At 69.7% G+C, this 17403-nt stretch carries 16 protein-coding genes, 1 other RNA gene and 2 pseudogenes; 7 read left to right on the top strand and 12 right to left on the bottom strand.

Annotated elements, in window-relative coordinates; translation table 11 throughout:
- Positions 1–108: 108 nt before the first annotated feature.
- Positions 109–2100, bottom strand: coding sequence for a transketolase (tkt, locus tag MU852_RS03170; RefSeq protein ID WP_283843762.1), 1992 nt, complete (start codon positions 2098–2100; stop codon positions 109–111).
- A gap of 96 nt (positions 2101–2196) precedes the next feature.
- Here tkt and MU852_RS03165 point away from each other — a divergent pair, with 96 nt between their 5' ends.
- The 7 genes from MU852_RS03165 to MU852_RS03140 all read left to right on the top strand — a co-directional run bounded on the left by MU852_RS03165 (position 2197) and on the right by MU852_RS03140 (position 5650).
- Positions 2197–2448 (top strand): hypothetical protein, encoded by a 252-nt coding sequence (locus MU852_RS03165; RefSeq protein ID WP_249750983.1) that lies wholly within the window; start codon positions 2197–2199, stop codon positions 2446–2448.
- Positions 2448–2753, top strand: a complete 306-nt coding sequence (locus MU852_RS03160; protein ID WP_249750982.1) for a cell division protein ZapA — start codon at positions 2448–2450, stop codon at positions 2751–2753. Before MU852_RS03165 ends, MU852_RS03160 begins: the two co-directional genes overlap by 1 nt.
- Before the next feature lie 57 nt (positions 2754–2810).
- A non-coding RNA gene (gene ssrS, locus MU852_RS18110) (6S RNA) lies at positions 2811–2972 on the top strand.
- Between the two features lie 65 nt (positions 2973–3037).
- Positions 3038–3583 (top strand): 5-formyltetrahydrofolate cyclo-ligase, encoded by a 546-nt coding sequence (locus tag MU852_RS03155; protein WP_249750981.1) that lies wholly within the window; start codon positions 3038–3040, stop codon positions 3581–3583.
- On the top strand, positions 3580–4401 hold the full coding sequence (locus MU852_RS03150) for a TIGR00282 family metallophosphoesterase (RefSeq protein WP_249750980.1): 822 nt from the start codon (positions 3580–3582) through the stop codon (positions 4399–4401). The genes MU852_RS03155 and MU852_RS03150 overlap by 4 nt, the downstream gene beginning before the upstream one ends.
- A 21-nt stretch (positions 4402–4422) precedes the next feature.
- Positions 4423–5433 (top strand): MFS transporter, encoded by a 1011-nt coding sequence (locus MU852_RS03145; protein WP_249750979.1) that lies wholly within the window; start codon positions 4423–4425, stop codon positions 5431–5433.
- 10 nt (positions 5434–5443) lie between these two features.
- Complete coding sequence (locus MU852_RS03140; protein WP_249750978.1) at positions 5444–5650, top strand: hypothetical protein; 207 nt, start codon at positions 5444–5446, stop codon at positions 5648–5650.
- Positions 5651–5745: 95 nt separating this feature from the next.
- Here MU852_RS03140 and MU852_RS03135 read toward each other — a convergent pair whose 3' ends face one another.
- From MU852_RS03135 to MU852_RS03085, 11 genes and pseudogenes are all read right to left on the bottom strand, one after another.
- Entirely contained in the window at positions 5746–6888 is a 1143-nt protein-coding gene (locus MU852_RS03135) for a hypothetical protein (protein ID WP_249750977.1), read from the bottom strand.
- 105 nt (positions 6889–6993) lie between these two features.
- The gene (locus MU852_RS03130) at positions 6994–7329 is read right to left on the bottom strand and encodes a hypothetical protein (protein WP_249750976.1); all 336 of its coding nucleotides are present in this window, start codon (positions 7327–7329) and stop codon (positions 6994–6996) included.
- Positions 7330–7415: 86 nt separating this feature from the next.
- Complete coding sequence (locus MU852_RS03125) at positions 7416–8831, bottom strand: tetratricopeptide repeat protein (RefSeq protein ID WP_249750975.1); 1416 nt, start codon at positions 8829–8831, stop codon at positions 7416–7418.
- 112 nt (positions 8832–8943) lie between these two features.
- A pseudogene (locus MU852_RS03120) lies at positions 8944–10574 on the bottom strand (peptide chain release factor 3).
- Between the two features lie 330 nt (positions 10575–10904).
- Complete coding sequence (locus tag MU852_RS03115; RefSeq protein WP_249750974.1) at positions 10905–11279, bottom strand: hypothetical protein; 375 nt, start codon at positions 11277–11279, stop codon at positions 10905–10907.
- A 100-nt stretch (positions 11280–11379) separates the two neighbouring features.
- Complete coding sequence (locus MU852_RS03110) at positions 11380–12444, bottom strand: glycosyl transferase family 90 (protein ID WP_249750973.1); 1065 nt, start codon at positions 12442–12444, stop codon at positions 11380–11382.
- 421 nt (positions 12445–12865) lie between these two features.
- Positions 12866–13212: pseudogene (locus MU852_RS03105) on the bottom strand (transposase); the annotation flags it as partial.
- 204 nt (positions 13213–13416) lie between these two features.
- Positions 13417–14025: an HdeD family acid-resistance protein gene (locus MU852_RS03100; protein WP_084140465.1), complete on the bottom strand. Its 609-nt coding sequence runs from the start codon at positions 14023–14025 to the stop codon at positions 13417–13419.
- 15 nt (positions 14026–14040) lie between these two features.
- Complete coding sequence (locus tag MU852_RS03095; protein WP_249750972.1) at positions 14041–14877, bottom strand: MipA/OmpV family protein; 837 nt, start codon at positions 14875–14877, stop codon at positions 14041–14043.
- The gene (locus MU852_RS03090) at positions 14874–16256 is read right to left on the bottom strand and encodes an efflux transporter outer membrane subunit (protein WP_249750971.1); all 1383 of its coding nucleotides are present in this window, start codon (positions 16254–16256) and stop codon (positions 14874–14876) included. Before MU852_RS03090 ends, MU852_RS03095 begins: the two co-directional genes overlap by 4 nt.
- Positions 16256–17200, bottom strand: coding sequence for an HlyD family secretion protein (locus MU852_RS03085; protein WP_347342332.1), 945 nt, complete (start codon positions 17198–17200; stop codon positions 16256–16258). The genes MU852_RS03090 and MU852_RS03085 overlap by 1 nt, the downstream gene beginning before the upstream one ends.
- Positions 17201–17403: the final 203 nt, after the last annotated feature.

The raw sequence follows: 17403 nt of genomic DNA, 5'->3' as shown, positions 1-17403 counted from the left end.
GCTGTGGAAAGTTCAAGCGGAGTCCATGCGGATACATCTCGCCTGCATCCGCCCCCTCCACCACGCTGCGCGTGGTCCCCCTCCCCGCAAGCGGGGAGGATCCGAGGCTTACAGACGCGCCTTGGCCGCCGCGACCACCGCCTCGGCCGTGACGCCGAACTTCTCGTAAAGCACCTCCGCCGGAGCGCTCGCGCCGAAACCGGTCATGCCGACGAAGCCGCCGTCCTCGCCGATGAAGCGTTCCCAGCCCTGCTTGATGGCGGCTTCCACCGCCACGCGCACCGTGCCCCGGCCGATGACCGAGGCCTGATAGGCGGCGTCCTGCCGTTCGAACAGTTCGAAGCAGGGGACGGAGACGACGCGGGTCGCCACGCCTTCGGCCTCCAGCGTCTCGGCCGCCTTCAGCGCCAGCGCCAGCTCCGTGCCGGTGCCGAACATGGTGACCTTGGCCTCTCCGTTCGCGGCCTTGATCTCATAGGCGCCGCGGGCCGACAGATTGTCCGACGCGGCGACCGTGCGGACGGCCGGCGTCTTCTGACGCGACAGGGCCATGGCCGACGGCGCGGTCTTCGTCTCCAGCGCGATCTTCCAGCATTCCATGGCCTCGACCGTGTCGGCGGGGCGGAAGACCAGCAGGTTCGGAATGGCGCGCAGCGCGGCCAGGTGTTCGACCGGCTGGTGCGTCGGGCCGTCCTCGCCCAGGCCGATGGAGTCGTGGGTCAGCACGTGGATGGCGCGGACCCCCATCAGGGCGCCCAGGCGGATGGCCGGGCGGCTGTAGTCGGAGAACACCATGAAGGTGCCGCCGTAGGGGATGACGCCGCCGTGCAGCGCCAGGCCGTTCATGGCGGCGGCCATGCCGAACTCGCGGATGCCCCAGTTGACGTAGCGCCCCTCATAGGTCGGGGCGTCCAGGATCGGCGTGTCCTTGACGAAGGTGTTGTTCGAGCCGGTCAGGTCGGCCGAGCCGCCGACCAGTTCGGGGATGGCGGCGAACACCTGCTCCAGCGCGGCGCCGGACGACTGGCGCGTGGCCTGGGCGGGCTGGGTCTCGACCAGTTCGGCGATCTTGGCGTTCAGGGCGTCGAAGGCGCCCTCGGGCAGGTCGCCCCTCATGGCGCGGGTGAAGTCGGCGGCCTGCGGCGAGGCGGCCAGGCGGGCCTCCCACTTCTTGCGATCCTTGGCGCCGCGACGGCCGACCTTGCGCCAGGCCTCCTCGATGTTGGCGGGCAGTTCGAACGGGTCGTGGTCCCAGGCCAGGCCCAGTCGGGTGGCGGCGATCTCGGCGGCGCCCAGGGCCGCGCCGTGGGTCTTGTGGCTGCCTTCCATGGTGGCGGCGCCCTTGCCGATCTTGGTCTTGCAGGCGATCAGCGTCGGCTTTTCCTGACGCTGGGCCCACTTCAGGGCGGCCTTGATCTCGCTCATCGAATGGCCGTCGATGGCGCGCACGGCCCAGCCGGCGGCCTTGAAGCGCGCCTTCTGGTCGGTGGCGTCCGACAGCGACACCTTGCCGTCGATGGTGATCTCGTTGTCGTCCCACAGGACCGTCAGCTTCGACAGCTTCAGCCGGCCGGCCAGGGCGATGGCCTCCTGCGACACGCCTTCCATCAGGCAGCCGTCGCCGGCGATCACCCAGGTGCGGTGATCGACCAGATCGTCGCCGTACTTGGCCGCCAGATGGCGCTCCGCCAGGGCGAAGCCGACCGAGGTCGCCAGCCCCTGGCCCAGCGGGCCGGTGGTGACCTCCACGCCCGGCATGTGGCCGTATTCCGGGTGGCCGGCGGTCTTGGATCCCCACTGGCGGAAGTTCGACAGTTCTTCCTTGGTCGCCGCCTTGTAGCCCGTCAGGTGCAGCAGGGCGTAGATCAGCATCGAGCCGTGGCCCGCCGACAGGATGAAGCGGTCGCGGTCGGCCCAGTCGGGATGCGCCGCATCGAACTTCAGGAACCTGGAGAACAGCACCGTGGCCACGTCGGCCATGCCCATCGGCATGCCGGGGTGGCCCGACTTGGCCTTCTCGACCCCGTCCATGGCGAGGACGCGGATGGCGTTGGCCATCTGCTCGGGGGTGGCCTTAGGTGCGGCTTTGGCGTCGGTCACGGCGGAGACCTTTCGTCGAAAGGCGGAAAAACAGGGGCGCGCCGCCTTTACCCCGACGCGTCCTCGGGTTCTATACGGAATCTGAAGGAGCGACCGATGGCCGACGCCACCACGGCCGCACGGGCCCGCATCGACCGGGCCCTGGCCGAACTGGAACGCAAGATCCTGGACCTGAAGGCGCGCCCGGCCTCGGCGCCGCCGATCCCGGACGACGACCTGTTCGCGCCCCGGCCCGAGGCCGCGCGCGTGGCCGAATTGGAGGCCGCCGGTCGCGAGGCGTCCCAGGCCCTGGCCCGCGCCGCCGAGGCGGTGCGCGAGGTGCTGGCCGAAACGGAAGGGGCCGTCTGATGGCGACGGTGACGGTCGAGGTCAACGGGCGCCCCTACGCCGTCGGATGCGCCGACGGCCAGGAGGACCGCGTGCGCGCCCTGGCCCGGCAGTTCGACGCCCAGGTGCGCGCCGTGGCCGACAGCGTGGGCAATGTCGGCGACCTGCGGCTGTTCCTGATGTCGGCGCTGATCCTGGCCGACGAACTGCAGGAGGCGAGGGGCGGCAAGGCGTCGGCGGCGCCGGCGGCCGCATCGTCCGACGGCGTGGCCGAGGCGCTGAACGCCGTGGCCGCCCGGATCGAGAAGATCGCCCAGAGCGTCTGACGACAGCACGGCGCTCTGGCGCCGGACGACGCGAACGCCTATCTTGTCCGGCGGCGGGTCCTGCTGCGGCCCTCGTCGAAGGCAACATTTCCTCGCGACCTTAATTCACTCGAAGGGATCTGTCCCTGTTTGGGCTCGAGGGCCCGGGCACACGGAGCCCACCTGGCTACCCAGGTCGAGAGGATTTAAACCGCCCTTCACGGTTCACGCGGCGCCGCCACCCTTTCTCTTTGGTCTGGGCGCCACCGCTCGCGACGCGGTCGCTCGCTGTTTGAGCGCCCGCAATGTCCGACAAGCACGAACTCAGATCGGCGGCCCGCGCCCTGCGAAAGCGGCTGGCCGAGGCCGATCCGACGGCCGCCTCGCGCGCCGCCTCCCATGCTGATCGCCTGCCGCCGGGCCAGATCGTGGCCCTCTATCGCGCCGTGGGCTCGGAACTGGACACCGACGCCTTGGCGATGGCGCTGGAAGCGGCCGGGCGCCGGCTGTGCCTACCCGTGGTCCTTGAACGCGCCGCGCCGATGATCTTTCGCGCCTGGTCGTTCGGTGATCCGCTGGAGTTGGATGTGGCGGGATGTCCCGCCCCCTTGCCGCTGGCGGCGGTGGTCGACCCCGATCTGATCGTCACGCCGTTGCTGGCCTTCGACGCCGAAGGAGGGCGGCTGGGGCAGGGCGGCGGCTACTATGATCGCACCTTCGCCGCCCGGCCCGACGTCGCGCGGGTCGGCTTCGCCTATGCTGGCCAAGTCGTCGATCGGCTGGACCTCGACCCGCACGACATCCGCCTGCATGGCGTTCTGGCCGAGACCGGCTATACGGCTTTCGAATGAGACTGGCATTCTTCGGCGACGTCATCGGCAAGTCCGGCCGTGACGGGATCAGCGACCATCTTCCGGGCCTGAAGCGCGACCTGAAGCTCGACTTCGTGGTGGTCAACGCCGAGAACGCGGCGGGCGGGTTCGGCATCACCGAGAACACGGCGCGCGAACTGTTCATGGCGGGCGCCGACTGCCTGACGCTGGGCAACCACAGCTGGGACCAGCGCGAGGCTCTTACCTATATCGTGCGCGAGCCGCGCCTGATCCGGCCGGCCAACTATCCGCGCCTGATGGACGCGCCGGGCGCCGGGGCCAATCTGTTCGAAACCCACAGCGGCCGCACCGTGCTGGTCATGAACGTGCTGGGCCGCGTGCACATGGATCCGATGGACGATCCCTTCGGCGCGGTGGAGCGCGAACTGGCCGCCGCCCCCCTGGGCGCCGTGGCCGACGCCGTGATCGTCGACATGCATTGCGAGGCGACCAGCGAGAAGATGGCCATGGGCCACTTCTGCGACGGGCGCGCGTCGCTGGTGGTCGGCACCCATACGCACGTGCCCACCGCCGACTGCCAGATCCTGCCCGGCGGCACGGCCTATCAGACCGACGCCGGCGGCTGCTGCGACTACGACAGCGTCATCGGCAACGAGAAGGACGAGCCCCTGCGGCGCTTCACCACCCGCATCTCCGGCGGCCGCTACACGCCGGCGTCGGGACCCGCGACGGTGTGCGGCGTCTTCGTCGAGACCGACGACCGCACCGGCCTGGCGACGCGCGTGGAGCCGATCCGCGTCGGCGGTCGACTGAGCCAGGCCGTGCCCGTGGTCTGAAGTCCCGCCGGGGAGGGCGTCATGCGCGATGATGCGGCGCCGTCGTCGGCGTTCATGGCGGGGCTGGGCGTCGCCTATCTAGCGGCCTTCATCGCCATGGCGCCGCTGCTGGGAATGCTGGTCCCGTTGCGGGCGGAGGCGATCGACGCCGCCGCCAAGGAAACCCTGCTGAGCACGGCCCTGTTCTGGGGCGCGATCACGGCGGCGGTCTCCAATGTCGCGGCCGGGGTGCTGAGCGATCGGACGCGCTCGCGTCTGGGGCGTCGGCGGCCGTGGATGGCGGGCGGCGTCGCCGGGGTTCTGGCGGCCTATGCGGTGATCGCCACGGCGACCACGGGCGCGGCGCTGACGGCGGGGGTGGTGCTGTTCCAGATCGGCTTCAACGCCTTGCTGGCCGCGCTTCTGGCGCTGTTCGCCGACCGGACGCCCGCGGCCGCGCGGGGGCGTCTGTCGGCGGCGATGGGGGTCAGCTATCCGCTGGGAAACATGGTCGGCGCGGCCCTGGTCGGCGGCTGGCTGACACAGGACGGGGCCCGCTACGGCGCATTGGCGGCGATCCTGGTCGTCGGCGTCCTGCCCTTCGTGTTCCGCATGCGCGAAGACGGCGCGCGCGACGGCGAAGCGCCGGTCGAGGCGACGCCCGGCTCGGTCACGGCCTGGTTCGGGCCGTTCGCCCACAGGGACTTCGTTCTGGTCTGGCTGGGCCGGTCGGCGATGACCACCGGCTTCGTCGTCGGCAACGTCTATCTGCTCTACTTCATCGCCGCGGACACGAACTTCCAGGCCCGTTACGGCGCGCCGCCGGAGGCCGGTCTGGCGCTGCTGACCGGGGTGTCGTTCGGCGTCGTCCTGGGGGTGTCGCTGGTCCTGGGACTGGCGGGTGGGCGGCTGCGACGGCGGCGCGGGCGCCGTGACCGGCGCGGCGGTTCTGGCGATGTCGGGCGGGCTTCTGGCGATGGCGTCGGACTGGCCCTGGGTCGTCGCCGCCTTCGCCGTTCACGGCCTGGGCACGGGGATCTACTACGCCGTTGAGACCGGGCTGATGGTCGACGCCCTGCCGCCGCGCGACCAGAGAGGCGGGGACCTGGGCCTGATCAACCTGGCCGCCGCCCTGCCGCAGGCCTGGGCCCCGTTGATGGCCCTGGCGGCGCTGGATCTGGTCCAGGCCGGCTACCGTCCGGTGCTGTGGCTGTCGGCGGCCGCCTTCGCGATGGGCGCGGTCCTGTTCGGGGCCCTGAAGCGGAACTGACCCTTACGCCCGGGCGCGCAGACCGACCGCGCGGTCGGCCAGAACGAGAGCGCCCATCTCGCGGGCCACGGCCTCGGCCTCCAGCAGGCCCAGCGTCAGGGCGGGGGCGGCGCCTTGCCGACCGCCAGGCGCGCCAGGGCCAGGCGGGCCATGCCCAGCTGATCGGCGACCCAGTCCAGCGGCGCCTTGCCCGCGGCCGGAAGGCGGTCGCGCAGCCGCGTCTCGATCTGGTCCAGCCCGGCCCGGTCGCCGACCTCGGCCGCCAGGGCGATCTCGCGCGCCAGCCGTCGTTCGCGCGACAGGGCGCCCAGCACCAATCCCTGGCCCTGGGTCAGGGCCTCCGCCTGGACCAGAGGCATCAGCGGGCCGTCGCCTTCGCCGGCCTGGGCCACCTGGATCGCGGCCCAGTCCAGGGGACTGTGATCGGGGGTGAACTGTTCGGCGGCGGCCTGGAACATCATCAGCCCCTGCGCCTGGGCCTGGGAATGGCCGGCGGCGGCGGCCAGGGCCGACAGTCCGGCGCCGCACAGCGCCAGCACCCGCGCCCGGCTCAGCGGCCGGCGGTCGGGCGAAAAGGTCTCGGCCAGGGCGCTCAGGTCCCGGCCCGCCAGGTCCAGCAGGCGGCTGTCGCGGTTCAGGATCCCGACCTCCAGCGCCAGGGCGGCGCGATCCAGCTTCAGGTCGTCGGCGTTGGGCAGCCCCTTGGCGACGGCGGCCTGCACCGCGGCGTCCAGGGCGGCGGAGGCCTCCTGCAGCGCCTCTCCCTGGTTCGACAGACGGGCCTGGCGCGCCTGGACCAGGGCCTGGACCGCCATCGCCTCCGCCGTCACCCAGCCCCGTCGCGTCGGCCGGGCCGCGCCGAAACCCTCCAGCGCCATCGCCAACCGGGTTGGATCGCCGCACAGGTCGAACCGCAACAACAGCACCTGGGCGCGGTCGATGGCGGCCAGGGCGCGCTGATCGTCAGAGGCGGCGGCGCGCGAAAGACCTTCGGCGGCGCGCTCGGCCCGATCCAGGCTGTCGCCCGCGCCCGTGCGGCGGGCGTGCTCGCGCCACAGCGCGCCGGCGCGGCGTTCGGTCTCGAAGGGTCGGGCGCAGGAGACGCGGCCGGCGTCGATGGATTCGCGGCGCGCCTCGGCGTGCAACAGGTCCACGCCGATCAGCTCGACCCAGCCCAGATCCTCGCTCTCGCGCGCCTTGTCGAACAGTTTGCGAAGGTCTCGGCCGAACTCGAACATGGGCGACTCGCGTGTATTCCCGGTTCGGGACGAAGGTTGCGCCCCAGGCGTCTGCAAAGCAAACGCGACGCCGCCGCTCCGGTTCGCCGGGTCTTATCCCCAGCTTCAGTCCAGCTTGGGCGCGCGCTCGCGGCATTGGCGCAGGGCGGCCCGCGCGGCGGGCGCGTCGGCGCTCAACTGGCGCACACCTTCGATGCGGGCGCGGGTCTGGTCGTTTTCGGCCGCCTGGCTGGTCCGGCCCGCCGCGGTGCCGGCCCGCATGGCCGCCAGCGACCAGTAGAGGGCGGCGTCATAGAGCGCGCGCCCCTCCGGGCTTTCGCCGCCCTCCAGTTCCGACGCCGCCTGGGTCAGGCCGGCGCAGCGCACCGCTTCCTCATAGGAAACCAGCCCGCCCGGGGACTGGGCGAACAGGACGGCGGCGACGGCGGGTGCGAGAACCATGATGCCTCCGGCGCTAAGGCGCCCGACGGGCGGAACGATGGCGCCTTCCTCGTCGCAGGGGAAGGGGCGGGCGACCGCGTCGTCGTTCAGCGTGCATCGGCGCCTGACTGGGCGCCTTCGGGCAAGGCTGTTCGGCCATCCGAGTGGGGATTGTTCGCGACGGCCTGAAGCACGGCCCGGGCCTCGTCTTCCCGTCCGCCGGCCCTCAACGCCTCGGCCGCTTCCTGCCTTATCCCCATCACCTGAGGCGCATAGGCCACCGCGAGACGCCACGTCTGCAGGTCGTTGTCGTTGGGATATCCCGTCGCGCCGCGTCGCGTTCTCGCCAGGGCTAGGTAGATGCGGTAGTCCGTCGGCGCGGCCTGGACCGCACGCGCCAGATAGCCGCGCGCCTCGTTGACGAGGATCAGCCGCGCCGCCTCGTCCGTCGCCTCCCGACTTTGCATTACTCGCCGGTTCGCAGCCAGTTGCAGGGCCTCAGGGTCGTCGGGCGTTATCGACAGAACCTTGGCTAGCGCCGCTTCGCCCGCCTCCGCATCACCCCACTGGAATTCGGCCCGGGCAAGGGTGGTCAGGGCCAGAGGGTCTTCGGGATAGGGGGCCGCGTCCGCCCGTATGCGAGGGAGAAGTTCCTGGATTTCCTGCGGCGACTTGGGGTAGCGGATCGTCAAGCTGTCGAACAGGAGACGATCGGCGCTCGCCGGCAGCGCGGCGAAGCGCACCTCCGGATGGACGTCCGACAGGTCCGCTTCCGCATAACCCATTCGTCCGCGAAGATAGGCGCGCAAGGCGGCTTCCAGGCTGGCGTAGTCGTGGCCCAGGTGGGTTTTTAGCGCTTCCGCCTCGGGCGTCCCGCGGCCGACGGCCGCCAGATAGGCGTCCAGGCCCCGGCGACGTTCGGGGTCCATAACCAGATAGTGGGTCAGCAGCCAGGACTGCGAATAGAAGGCGGCGCGCGCATAGCGCTGTTGCAACTGGCGCGGCCGCGCCGTCAGCAGCGTCTCCATGGGAATCCAGGCGACGTGGTTCAGTACGTTAAGGCGGCCCTGATTGAAGTAGCCGACCTTCACGGCGTCGGCGTTCTCGACCGTCGCCGTCATGAAGAACTCGGCGAATCCTTCCGTGAACCAGCCGGGATAGGCGCCCGGAAAATTCTGGTACATGAAGTGGTGGGCGTATTCGTGCAGCAGCACGTCGTCGCCGCTGCGCCGATTAAGCGCGGCGTAGACGTCGATCTCGCTCGCCGAATAGAACCCTGCCGCGCCTTCCGGCAGGCCGGGGTGAATTTCCCGCAGTTCCCGGCCCGTATAGACCAAATAGACCGGCAACTTGCGCGCGCCCTCCGCCGCGCCGATCCCGAATTGGCGACGCATCATAGCGTCGAACCGTTCCAGCTTCTCGGCATGACGGCGTAGGTCGTCGGGCCGCCCCTCGCCATAGACGACGAAGTTGTCGGTCTCGGCCCGCAGCCATTCGGCGTTCGCCGGCGTCGCTGCGGCCATCGCGACTGCGGCCGCCGATACAATCGCCCCAACCCTCACGCCGTCCTCCACACGTCCCCCCACAGGGCTTACTCGGAGAAGATGACAGCCGCAACGCGACGTCCTGCCCCGATCAGCCGCGCTCCTTTGTCTTCAGGAAGGCGATCTTGGGGAAGCGTTCGCCGACATAGCCGGTCTCCCATGACGACTTGGCCAGGAAGACCGGGTTCTGGTCGATATCGACGGCCATCTGCGGGCGGTATTTGGAGGCGAAATCCTCCAGGTCCGCCTTCTCGCCCGAAATCCAGCGCGCCTCGGCGTAGGGGCTGTGCTCGAAGATGACTTCCAGGCCGTATTCCTCGCCCAGCCGGTCGGCCATGACCTCGAACTGCAGCTGGCCCACGGCGCCGACGATGAAGTCCGAGCCCAACTCGGGCCGGAACAGCTGGGTCACGCCTTCCTCGGCCAGGCCTTCCAGCGCCTTCTTCAGGTGCTTGGCCTTCAGGGGATCCTTGACCCGCACGCGCTGCAGGATTTCCGGGGCGAAGTTGGGCAGGCCGGCGAACCGTATCATGCCGCTTTCCGACAGGCTGTCGCCGACGCGCAGCACGCCGTGGTTCGGAATTCCGATCACGTCTCCGGCGTAGGCGTCCTCGGCCAGTTCGCGATCGGAGGCGAAGAACATGATGGGTGCGTTCACCGACAGCTGCTTGCCCGTGTTCTGGACCTTAAGCTTCATGCCGAGCTTGAAGCTGCCCGAGGCCATGCGGAACATGGCGATGCGGTCGCGGTGGTTGGGGTCCATGTTCGCCTGGACCTTGAAGACGAAGCCCGTCACCTCGTCCTTGCCGGGTTCGACCACGACATCCTCGGGCGCCGGGGCGTTGCGGGTCTCGGGCGGGGCCTCCTTCCTCGCCTTCATGGTCTTGGGCGCCGGGGCCCAGTCGCCGATGGCCTTCAGCAGTTCGTCGATGCCGAAGTGGCGCAGGGCCGACCCCACAACACCGGCGTCATGTGCCCTTCCAGGAAGGCCTGACGGTCGAAGGGCTTGTAGCCCGCCTCGACCAGCTCCAGCGCCTCGGCCAGGTCGGCCTGCTCCGAGCCCTCGAAATGAGCGGCGGCGTCGGACAGCGGCAGGGCGGCGGGATGGTCCGGGTCTTCGTCCGAGCCGGCGGTCTTGCGGGCGTAAGGCTGGAACGTGCCGGTCCCCAGCTGCGCCATGCCCCGCAGGCGATTACCGCTCTCGGCGGGCCACCAGATCGGCGACGGGTCCAGCTGCAACCGGCTGGCGATGTCGTCCAGCAGCGTCATCGGGTCCTGGGCCTCGCGGTCCAGCTTGTTGATGAAGGTGATGATCGGGATGTCGCGCAGGCGGCAGACCTCGAACAGCTTCAGCGTCTGCGGCTCGATGCCCTTGGCGGCGTCCAGCACCATGATGGCGCAGTCGGCGGCCGTCAGCGTGCGGTAGGTGTCTTCCGAGAAGTCCTCGTGCCCCGGCGTGTCCAAGAGGTTGAACATCTTGCCGTCGTGCTCGAACGTCATGACCGAGGCGGTGACGGAGATGCCGCGTTCCTTCTCGATCTTCATCCAGTCCGAGCGCGCCCGCCGGTTCTCGCCCCGCGCCCGCACGGCCCCGGCCGCGCGGATGGCGCCGCCGGCCAGCAGGATGTGCTCCGTCAGGGTCGTCTTGCCGGCGTCGGGGTGGGCGATGATGGCGAAGGTGCGCCGTCGCGCAGCCTCCTCGGGCAGGGTCAGTGTCGACATGTCGGGATCCTCGGAGCGGCGCAACTAGCCCGAACCGGGCCCGAAGTCACGATTTTGCGCGAGATCAAATAACCCCTCGCCATAGAGGGCTATTGGAGTCATTGTCCTGTCAACGGCGCCGATCCCGCCATCAGAGCGGGACGCCCGTGAAGGGAAAGGAAACGACGATGGCTGTGATCCATCCTGAAGACCGTGCGATCGGCTATGCGCCGAGCGAACGTTCCACCGAACACGCTGCATCCCGCGATCGGCCTGGCGGTCGGCTTCGGCTTCATTGTCGGCGTGGCCACGCTGGTCCACGTGGTGTTCAACACCCTGGTCTAGACCGGGTCAGGCCGCCAGGCGGTTCCAGACGGCGCGGTCGGCGGCGACCGCGTCCAGGCGACGGCCCTTGGCCTGAAGTTGGCGGATGACCGCTTCGGGCAGGGCGCAGAAGCGCGGCTCGACCAGATCGGGCTCGCACCCGGCGTCCGGCGCGGCGAACAGGGCGGCGTTCACGTCGGGGCTGCGGTTGGCGATCAACCAGGCCAGGCGACGCGCCCGGGCCGGGTCGTTTCGATGCAGCAGCGGATCCTCGGCGAACAGCTCGCAGCCCAGCTCCAGCACATAGTCGAAGCCCAGCTGTTCGAAACGGCGCGCGTCGGCGGGCGTGGCCGGGCAGGCCTCGTCCAGATCGAACACGACGTCGTTCAGAAGAAACAGCATGGGGCGAAACGCTCGGACAGGCCGGACGGAAACGTCGTCCTGTCGATCACCCTAGCGATCGGCGCTTGCGGTCCCGTTCACGGACGCGGTTAAGCGAATCTCACCATGACAGTCCGGCGATCCGGGCCAGGACGGCGCGCGCCTCGGGTCCGCCCGGCGCCAGCGTCACCCGGTCGGCATAGGTCTGGACCACCGCCGCGAGCAGCCGGTCTTCGCTCTCGGGGTCGCCGAAGGCGGCCATGAAGACCTGGCCTGCGCGGGCCATGTCGCGGCAGGCGGCGTCGTTGTCGCGGCACCAGGCGTGGACCTCGGCCAGGTCGGACAGGTCCGAGGCGACCGGCACATAATGGACGAACGGCCGAAGCATCGCCTCGCAAGCCCAGGATTCGACCGTCGGCGTCGGCATGACCGGGACCGACTGCGAAGCCAGGATCCATTTCAGCCCGGAGGAGACGTCGTTGCCCTCCAGCACCAGCAGGAACTTAGAGCCCAGCAGCTGCGTCATCGACAGGTGCGGGCGCGTCGCCGCGTGGATCGTCTCCAGCGGCACGTCGACCAGGTGCTGCGGACGGGTGACCAGGCTGTAGCCGATATCCCAGTCGGCGCGGGCCGCGCCTTCGCCCGCCAGGCGGTGGACATGGTAGCGGGCCGAATAGGGCGGGGCGTCCGGCTCGGCGCGGATGAAGCGGCCGGTGGTCGCGCCGCGCCAGACCAGGCGGTCGTCCTTGTCGGCGTAGGGGCGATCCACGGCGGCGACATCGGCGACGGGGCTGAAATGCCGGGCGTGGTTCAGCGGGGCCAGGACGCCCTGGCCCGGATCCTCGATCATCCGCGACTTGACGAAGCCGGGGCGGCTCATGGCGTCGCGGTTGTCGCCCAGACGGGCCAGGAAGGGGCGCCGCCGTCCGGCGGCCAGGAAGGCGCGCGACACGGGCGCCACATAGGTCTCGACCAGTTCGCGCAGGCGCCGGGAGGGGAACTTCGCCGCCTGAGCGCGCCCGTAGGGCAGGCCAGCGAGCGTCTCCAGCACCTCGTCCACCGTCTGGGCCGGGCCGCACAGCGCCATTTCGACCGTATCGGGCACGTCATAGGTCGTCGGCGTCGCCCCCGCGATCGGGGCCGCATAGGTCGCCAGGCGGTCGTCGAATGAGGGCGCGTCGGTCATCGCGGCAGCCATGCGGCGCGTCGCGCGCCGGGTCAACGCGAGACGAAAAGCAAAGAAGCCCGGCTGCCTTCGCAACCGGGCTTCAGGAAACTGGTGGTGTGCCAAGGAGGGGAGGTCATTCTCTCCGTGACCGGCACATCCAAAATGTGCCGGCTGATTCCCTGATCGAGCCGCTTAAACAGGGAATAGCTCAAACTTAGCCAAATCCTCTCTGCCGCCTAAGCCGTTAAACTAATGCTTCTTAGAAGGTTTTCACGATCCTGCGCCAGAAATGCGGTTCCAAATACAGGGAAACGCATGTCATTTCAGGCAGAGCGTAAAGCGACTCGAGCCAAATCTGAATAAACATCGTAGCTATCGTCGGCGGCCGACGATCACCTGTCCAAAGTCACGATATGTCTATGGTGGTGGAGCACCCCCAGGCGCGCCGCTCTGACACGTTCAACTCGGCCCGCACCTTGTCGATACAGGCCCAGAGACGGGCAGGGCTCAGAAGTTCCCTCGGGCCGTATCCGACAGGATCAGCTTGTCCAGCGTCAGGTCCGACACCGCACGACGCAGTCTGGCGTTCTCAAGCTCCGGCGCCTTCATCCGTTTGACCTGATCGGTCTTCATCCCGCCGAACGCCGCCCGCCAGCGGAAGTACGTCATCTCCGTCACCGCGATCGTCTTCAACGCCTCCGAGATCGACTTGCCTTGCCCCGTCAGCACCTCGACATGGCGCAGCTTGGCTATGATCTCTTCGGGCTTGTGACGCTTCCTGGCCATCCTTGGCTCCATCCATTCCGGTCCGCAGACCAACATAGGGGATGGATCACTTAAAAGGGCGCAGACCACGATCGCGGATACGGTAAGCCTCAGGGCAGTTATTCTCGGCCTGCGCCGTGATGCATTCGGCCAGCAGACCCTCGACCGCGGCCTTCAGGGCGGCTGCGATCAGAGGGGCGGCAGTCCGTTTTCCGAACGACACGTTCAGCTCGTTATTTTCCGCAGTTTGAGCGCCAGAGCGACCGTGAGCACGCCCGCGACGATGGCCCAGGCGCCGATCAGCCAGACCAGGGCCAGGGCGCCGGCGCCGGGGGCGGCGATGACGGCCAAACCGAACAGCACAGAGATCGCGCCGGACAGGATCAGCAGCCACTCCTTGCGGATCGTCTTGCGCAGCTGGATGGCGCCGACGATCTCGAAGATACCGCGCGCGATGGCCGCCGCGCCGATGATGACCACAAGGGCGACGGCGGTCAGGTCGGGCAAGGCCAGGGCGACCGCGCCCGCCGCCAGTCCCACGAGTCCCACGACGGCCAGCCACCAGCGCGGCGCCAGGCCGCCGCCACGGATGGCCCCGAGCAAGGCGAACGCGCCGTCCAGAATGGCGTAAACTCCGTAGAGGATCACCAGCGTCAGCAACGTCACCTGAGGCCAAACGAAGGTCAGGACGCCGAAGGCAATGGCGGCCAAGCCGCGCAACAGCAGCAACCACCAGGCCCGGCTCAGAAAATCTCCAAGCGGATTGAAATGCGTATCCATGAGTTCAGCCCCGTCATTTGCGGCGTCATTCGCCGCGTGGAGGCCGGGCGTCATCGCCCGACCGGAAAACTACCAGCCGCCGAAACGGCGCACGATCAGAATCCCCGCGATAGCCATCTCCTGTTCGTCTCGAGCCTGGATCAGGGGGCTGTCGGCGACGTCGCTCATTGCCCGCTCGGCGTTGGCGAAAGTCGCCACGGCCCAGCGGTCGCCGATCGGCGTCAGCATCAGGAAGGCGACGCCGGTGTTCCGGACGCCGCTTCCCGGCGCATAGGGCGTAAGACCGGTCACACTTGCCGCGTCGGCGTCGACGCCGAAATAGGCGTCGTTGCGGGCGTCACCGCCTCGCGCATACAAGGTGCTCTGCAACAGGCCGATGCGCGTCACGCCCTGGTGCGAGGCCGAGGCGTAGTAGGTCGTTCCGTCGGTCTGGCCGCTGATGTCGCGCATGACACGTCCGCCGACCGAGATGTTCCCCGGAATCCGGACGAAGCCATAGACCGCCATGTCGGCGCCGAGGTCGGGCAGGTCCAGCCCCTCGATAGCCGACTTACCGCAATAATGCGGCCGAAGCTGCACGCCCGCCCTCAGCCCGTCGTCGGCCACGATATTGTAGCCGAGCCCGTCGAGCGGATTGCCGTAGACCCGGTTGCGCCAGTTGAAATCGGCCCAGGGCGTGGCGTTCACCCGGTTCGCCTCTCGCCCGGTCGAGCTGAAGCCAGAGACCGCCCCGGCGCTGATGTCGACGTTCCATTCCGGTGTGTCCGGCACGGGTTCGAACGGCTGGGGCTGGGCCGACGCCGCCCCGGCGACCGCCATCCCCAGAACGACGCCCAATGCGGCGCCGAGGGCGCCGGCCAGCATATTACAGGCGCCGAGACGCCGGAAACCGGGACGCGGCATCATGGTTGCTCCTGGTTGACCGGTGAATTCCATCCGCCGCCCAAGGCTTGATAGAGGGCGACTGCATTCAGCAGCTGGTTTTCGCGCAGTTGAACGATCATAAGTTCCGCGCTGAACAGGCCACGTTGGGCGTCAAGCTCCTCCAGGTAGGCGGCGTAGCCCGCGCGGTAGCGGTTGCGGGCGTGGAATAGGGCTTCGTCCTGGGCCGCGCGCTGGGCTTCGGCTTGGCGGGCCTGGGTCTCCAGACGCGTCGTGCCCTCCAGCGCGTTCTCAACCTCGGCGAAGGCGCCCAGCACCTCGCGCCGATAGGCGAAGGCGGCCTGATCGCGGCGCGCCTCGGAGGCCTCGGCCTGGGCCGACAGCCGTCCCCCGTCGAACAGCGGGGCCAAGAGGCTGCCGCCCAGGCTCCATACGGTCACCGGATCGAGGTGTTCAATAAACAGTTCTCCGAGCGAGCCGGTCAGCCGCACCTGGGGCAGAAGCGCCGCGCGCGACGCGGCCAGGCTGGCGTCGGCGGCGACCAGCTGCGCCTCGGCCTGGGCGATGTCGGGACGCCGGACCAGAAGGCTGGAGGGCAGGCCCGGCCCGGGTTGCGGCAGGGCCAGGGTGTCGAATCGGCCTCGCTCGACCGCGCCGGGCAGGTCGCCGGTCAACAGTCTGAGGCCGTTCTCCTGGCGACGGATCGCCAGTTCCAGCGCGGGAACCCGCTGTGCCGTCGCTTCATACTCCGCCTGGGCCTGGGTCAGCTCTAGACGCGAGATCTGGCCCGCCTCGACGCGGCGCGTGGCCAACCGCAGGGCCTCTTCGCGCGAGGCCAGGGTGCTGCGCGCCACCTCCAGCTGGGCGTCCAGCGAGGTGAGGGTCACATAGGCTCGGGCCGTGGCCGCCGCGACCGAGAGGGCGGCCGCGTCGCGACCGAAGCGGCTGGCCTGGAGCGAGGCCCGGGACGCAGCGTCGGCGTTGCGCAGCCTGCCCCACAGATCGACCTCATAGGCGACCTGAAGCTGGGGCTGGGCCACGGCCGCCTCCGAGGGCTGGCCGAAGGCGTTCAGTTCGCGCGCGTCCTGGACCGCGACCGAGCCGGTCAGTAAGGGCAGAAGCGCCGCGCGCGCCTGGGTCGACAGCGCCTCGGCCTCTCTGACCCGCGCCTCGGCGACAGCCAGGTCGGTGTTGCGCGCCAGGGCCGCCTCCACCGCGGCGGTGAGGCCGGGATCGCCGAACGCGGCCCACCATCCGGTCTCGGCGACGGCCCCGGTCGGCGCAGCCGCGCGCCAATCCTCCGGCGCCCCGACGGCGGCCTCGGGCGGCGGCGGGGACGGCGCGACGGTGGCGCATGCCGAAAGCGCCATTGCGGTCGCGCCCATCAGCAGGAGGGGGCGCATCAGCGGTCGCTCCCCGCGGTCGAGGTGTCGACGCGCGCCACCACCGACATGCCGGGACGCAGGCGTGCAAGACCGTCCTGTCCGGTGTCGAGCACGATCCGCACAGGGAGCCTTTGGGCGATCTTGGTGAAATTCCCGGTGGCGTTCTGCGCGGGCAGGACGGCGAACTCCGAGCCCGTCGCCGGCGAAATTTTCTGGATCCGCCCGGTGAAGCGCCGGTCGCCCAGGGCGTCGACGGTCACTGTCGCCGCCTGCCCCTCGATCATGCGGCCAGCCTGGCGCTCCTTGAAGTTGGCGATAACCCAGAGCTGAGGCGGCACCAGCGACACCAGTTGCGATCCCGCCGTCACATACTGCCCGCGACGCGCGCCCACCTGGCCGAGTTGTCCAGCTTCGGGGGCGGTGATGACCGTGTTGGCCAGGTCGATCTCGGCCAGGCGCACGGCGGCGCGGGCGCCTTCCACGGCGGCGACCAATCCCTGGCGCGAGACGCCGACGGAGCGTTCGTCCTGGCGGGCCACTTCTCTGCCCGCCTCGGCCTGACGGACGGCGGCCTCGGCGGACCTCAGGGCGGCCTCGGCTTGGTCGCGCTCGCGCAGGGAAACGGACCCGTCCGACGCCAGATCCGCGACCCGGTTCATATCGGCCTGGGCGCGGGCCAACTGGGCGCGGGCCGAGGCGATCTCGGCCTCGCGGGCGCCGAGGGTAGCCCGTCGCGAGGCGCCCGCTTGCGCGGAGTTGGCCAGGTCCGCCTCGCGCGCCGCCAGGGTCGCCTCGGCCTGATCCAGCCGCTGGCGATAGATGCGGTCGTCGATGCGGAACAGGGGCTGACCTGCCTGCACTGCCTGGAAGTCCTTGACCATGACCTCCGTGATATAGCCGCTGACCTGTGGGGAGATCACCGTGACCTGCCCCCGGACATAGGCGTTGTCGGTCCGCTCCATCGCGCCTCCGAAGGGGGCAGCTTCCAGGCGTAAAGGATCAACAGGACGGCCAGCACGCCGAGAAGGCCCGCGAGGATCGCCGCGCGCGGCGTCATTTTGGGTCGGGCTTTCGGCGCCGGCCCTGGAGATGCCGCCCCAGGCGCAGGTTTGGTTTGGCCGACATCCTCGGGCTGAGGCGCGGTGTGAGGATGATGGGGACCCGA

This window comes from Brevundimonas albigilva (assembly GCF_023503965.1).
In the GTDB taxonomy this organism is placed as follows: Bacteria; Pseudomonadota; Alphaproteobacteria; order Caulobacterales; family Caulobacteraceae; genus Brevundimonas; species Brevundimonas albigilva.
Note: the sequence above shows the minus strand (reverse complement) of the source record. Positions and strands in the feature narration are given on the sequence as shown.

Coding starts and splice junctions, on each gene's coding strand:
- MU852_RS03110 (WP_249750973.1), bottom strand. CDS start 12,444: ATGACCGACGCGCCCTCATTCGACGACCGCCTGGCGACCTATGCGGCC.
- MU852_RS03100 (WP_084140465.1), bottom strand. CDS start 14,025: ATGACGCCCGGCCTCCACGCGGCGAATGACGCCGCAAATGACGGGGCT.
- MU852_RS03130 (WP_249750976.1), bottom strand. CDS start 7,329: ATGGTTCTCGCACCCGCCGTCGCCGCCGTCCTGTTCGCCCAGTCCCCG.
- MU852_RS03115 (WP_249750974.1), bottom strand. CDS start 11,279: ATGCTGTTTCTTCTGAACGACGTCGTGTTCGATCTGGACGAGGCCTGC.
- MU852_RS03155 (WP_249750981.1), top strand. CDS start 3,038: ATGTCCGACAAGCACGAACTCAGATCGGCGGCCCGCGCCCTGCGAAAG.
- MU852_RS03160 (WP_249750982.1), top strand. CDS start 2,448: ATGGCGACGGTGACGGTCGAGGTCAACGGGCGCCCCTACGCCGTCGGA.
- MU852_RS03090 (WP_249750971.1), bottom strand. CDS start 16,256: ATGCGCCCCCTCCTGCTGATGGGCGCGACCGCAATGGCGCTTTCGGCA.
- MU852_RS03085 (WP_347342332.1), bottom strand. CDS start 17,200: ATGGAGCGGACCGACAACGCCTATGTCCGGGGGCAGGTCACGGTGATC.
- MU852_RS03150 (WP_249750980.1), top strand. CDS start 3,580: ATGAGACTGGCATTCTTCGGCGACGTCATCGGCAAGTCCGGCCGTGAC.
- MU852_RS03165 (WP_249750983.1), top strand. CDS start 2,197: ATGGCCGACGCCACCACGGCCGCACGGGCCCGCATCGACCGGGCCCTG.
- MU852_RS03095 (WP_249750972.1), bottom strand. CDS start 14,877: ATGATGCCGCGTCCCGGTTTCCGGCGTCTCGGCGCCTGTAATATGCTG.
- MU852_RS03140 (WP_249750978.1), top strand. CDS start 5,444: ATGGTCGACGCCCTGCCGCCGCGCGACCAGAGAGGCGGGGACCTGGGC.
- MU852_RS03125 (WP_249750975.1), bottom strand. CDS start 8,831: ATGGCCGCAGCGACGCCGGCGAACGCCGAATGGCTGCGGGCCGAGACC.
- MU852_RS03135 (WP_249750977.1), bottom strand. CDS start 6,888: ATGTTCGAGTTCGGCCGAGACCTTCGCAAACTGTTCGACAAGGCGCGC.
- MU852_RS03145 (WP_249750979.1), top strand. CDS start 4,423: ATGCGCGATGATGCGGCGCCGTCGTCGGCGTTCATGGCGGGGCTGGGC.